The sequence below is a fragment of the Martelella sp. genome (assembly GCF_984369615.1).
This window is the reverse complement of sequence record NZ_CFHTCS010000411.1, coordinates 1-3,564: the sequence shown is the minus strand read 5'-3', so window position 1 is coordinate 3,564 and position 3,564 is coordinate 1. Positions and strand designations below refer to the sequence as shown.

Annotated in this window: 2 protein-coding genes; both read right to left on the bottom strand. The window is 63.2% G+C overall.

What is annotated here, in order from left to right; translation table 11 throughout:
* Positions 1 to 2,471 (bottom strand): nitrate reductase subunit alpha (locus AC5DC2_RS21310; RefSeq protein ID WP_491699935.1); only part of this gene is annotated, 2,471 nt, incomplete at its 3' end.
* A 24-nt stretch (positions 2,472 to 2,495) separates the two neighbouring features.
* A partial coding sequence (locus tag AC5DC2_RS21305) for an MFS transporter (RefSeq protein ID WP_491699934.1) occupies positions 2,496 to 3,564 on the bottom strand: 1,069 nt, incomplete at its 5' end.

Sequence of the window (3,564 nt, the reverse complement as noted above, 5' to 3'; positions counted from 1 at the left end):
TCCCAGTCCGAGCGCGACTGCCAGGCCGGATCGGCCGCACTGGTCAGCGGGTGGATGAAGGGGTGCATGTCGGAGGTATTGAGGTCGTTCTTCTCGTACCATGTCGCCGTCGGCAGCACGATGTCGGAATAGACGCAGGTGGTCGACATGCGGAAGTCGAGGGTCACCAGCAGATCGAGCTTTCCTTCCGGCGCCTCGTCATGCCAGACAGCCTCCTTCACCTCCTGACGGCCCTCGTCGCCGAGGTCCTTGCCAAGCAGGCCATGGGACGTGCCGAGCAGGTGCTTGAGGAAATATTCGTGCCCCTTGCCCGAGGAACCGAGCAGGTTGGAGCGCCAGACGAACATGTTGCGCGGCCAGTTCTCCTCCGCATCCGGGTCCTCGCAGGACATGGAAAGCGTACCGGATTTCAGCGCATCGGCGATATAATCGGCGGGCTTTTGGCCCGAGGCCTCCGCCGCGCGGGCGACCTCCAGCGGGTTGGTGCGCAATTGCGGCGCTGAGGGCAGCCAGCCCATCCGCTCGGCGCGGATGTTGTAATCGATCAGCGTCGCATCCCACGGGCCTTCCGGCGCGGTGGGCGACAGCAGTTCGTCGACCTTCACCGTCTCATAGCGCCACTGATCGGTATGGGCGTAGAAGAACGAGGTCGAGTTCATGTGGCGCGGCGGGCGCTGCCAGTCGAGCCCGAAGGCAAGCGGCAGCCAGCCGGTCTGCGGGCGCAGCTTTTCCTGGCCGACATAATGGCTCCAGCCGCCGCCCGACTGGCCGATACAACCGCACATCACCAGCATGTTGATGATGCCGCGATAGTTCATGTCCATGTGGTACCAGTGGTTCAGACCGGCCCCGAGAATGACCATGGAGCGGCCATTGGTCTTTTCGGCGTTGCCCGCGAAGGCGCGGGCGGTGGCGATGATCTGCTCGCGGGGAACGCCGGTGATCTTCTCCGCCCATGCCGGCGTGTAGGGCGTTGCGTCGTCAAACGAGGTCGCGACATTGTCGCCGCCGAAGCCACGGTCGAGGCCGTAATTGGCGACGAACAGGTCGAAAACCGTCGCAACCACCGCCTCGCCATCCGCAAGTGCCACCCTGCGGATGGGCACCTTGCGCGCCAGAACGTCGTCATGGTCGGTGCCCTCGAAATAGTCGTGGGCCCGGCTGCCGAAATAGGGAAAGGCGACGTCCTCGACGCCGTCATGGTTTTCGGCAAGGCTCATGACCAGATCGATGTCGCTGCCCGCGCCATCCTTCTGCTCGAGGTTCCACTTGCCCTTCTCGCCCCAGCGATACCCCGCCGACCCGCGCGGCGCGACGACCTCGCCGGTCTTCGCGTCGAAACCGACGGTCTTCCAATCCGGATTGTTGCTTTCGCCGAGGCCATCCTTGAAGTCGGAGGCGCGGAGGAAGCGTTCCGGCACGTAGCGGCCGTCCTTCTTCACCAGCCGCACCAGCATCGGCATATCGGTGTAGCGGCGACAGTAATCGTCGAAATAGCCGACCTTCCGGTCGAGATGGTATTCGCGCAGAATCACATGGCCGAGCGCCATGGCAAGCGCCGCATCGGTTCCCTGTTTCGGATGGAGCCAAAGATCGGAGAATTTGGCGGCTTCCGAATAGTCCGGCGAGACGACGACCGACTTCGTGCCCTTGTAGCGCACTTCCGTATAGAAATGCGCATCCGGCGTGCGCGTCTGCGGCACGTTGGAGCCCCAGAGCATCAGGAAGCCGGCATTGTACCAGTCGGCCGATTCCGGCACGTCGGTCTGCTCGCCCCAGGTCATCGGCGAGGCCGGCGGCAGATCGCAATACCAGTCGTAAAACGACATGCAGGTGCCACCGAGCAGCGACAGGTAGCGGGACCCGGCCGCGTAAGAGACCATCGACATCGCCGGGATCGGCGAAAATCCGATGACGCGGTCGGGCCCCCACCTCTTCGCGGTATAGGCGTTGGCCGCCGCGATGAGATCGTTGACCTCGTCCCAGGTGGCGCGCACGAAACCGCCAAGGCCGCGCACCTTGATGTATTCGGCCCGCTTTGCCGGGTCCTCCTGAATGGCGCGCCAGGCGGCAACCGGGCTCTTGTCGGCGCGCTCCTTGCGCCAGAGCTTCAGGAGCCGCGCCCGGATCAGCGGGTATTTCACCCGGTTGGCCGAATACATGTACCAGCTGTAGCTGGCGCCGCGCGAACAGCCGCGCGGTTCGTGATTGGGCATGTCGGGCCTTGTGCGCGGATAATCGGTCTGCTGCGTTTCCCAGGTGACGATCCCGCCCTTGACGTAGATCTTCCAAGAACAGGAGCCCGTGCAGTTCACGCCATGGGTGGAGCGCACGATCTTGTCGTGCTGCCAGCGCTTGCGATAGGCGTCCTCCCAGTCGCGATTTTCATTGGTGGTGACGCCGTGGCCATCGGAGAATGTGTCGACATTCTTGCGTGCCAGAAAGTTGAGGCGGTCGAGGAGAAGAGACATGATCCGTTCCTTTGTTTCGGGCGATTAGCAGGGCACCGGCGCGTTGCGACGGGTGTAGTAGAAGAAGGTCAGCACGGCGCAGATGACGTAGAAAATGCCGAAGCCCCACAGCGCCATGTCCGGTCCGCCGGTCATCGAGATCGAGGTGCCGTAGGATTTGGGGATGAAGAATGCGCCATAGGCGGCAATCGCCGAGGTAAACGCGATGATCGCCGCGCTCTCGCGGTCCGTCTGCTTCTGCAGCGCGCCCGCATCCAGTTCCGGCATCAGCCGCGGCACTTCCTGGCGCATGATTGCCGGGATCATCTGGAAGGTCGACGCATTGCCCACACCAGTGAGGAAGAACAGCGCCATGAAGCAGGCGAAGAAGGCCCAGAAATTGCCACCCACCCCGTCCTGCGGCAGGAATTGCAGCACGCCGACGACGGCAACGAACATGCCGACGAAGGTCCAGAAGGTGACCCGGCCGCCGCCGAAGCGATCCGAGATCCAGCCCGTGCCCGCCCGGCTCAGCGCGCCGACCAGCGGGCCGAGGAAGGCGTAGGAGAGCGCATTGACCTCAGGGAACTGGGTTTTCATCAAGAGCGGGAAACCCGCCGAGTAGCCGATGAACGAGCCGAATGTGCCGGTATAGAGAATGCACATGATCCAGTTGTGGAAGCGCGAGAAGATCACCGCCTGATCGGCAAAGGATGCCTTGGCCGAGGCAATGTCATTCATGCCGAAATAGGCGGCGATGGTGGCGGCGATGATGAACGGCACCCAGACGAAACCGGCATTCTGCAGCCAAAGCCTTCCGCCATCGGACAGCGCCTGCGGTTCGCCGCCAAGCGCGCCGAAGACGCCCATGGTGATGACGACCGGCACCAGGAACTGCATGACCGAGACCCCGAGATTGCCGAGACCGGCATTCATGGCGAGCGCATTGCCCTTTTCGGCCTTGGGGAAGAAGAAGCTGATATTGGCCATGGACGAGGCGAAATTGCCGCCGCCGAGACCGCAAAGAAGCGCCAGAACCAGGAAGATCAGATAGGGCGTTTCCGGGTTCTGCACGGCATAGCCAATGCCCATGGCCGGCAGCAGCAGCGAGGCG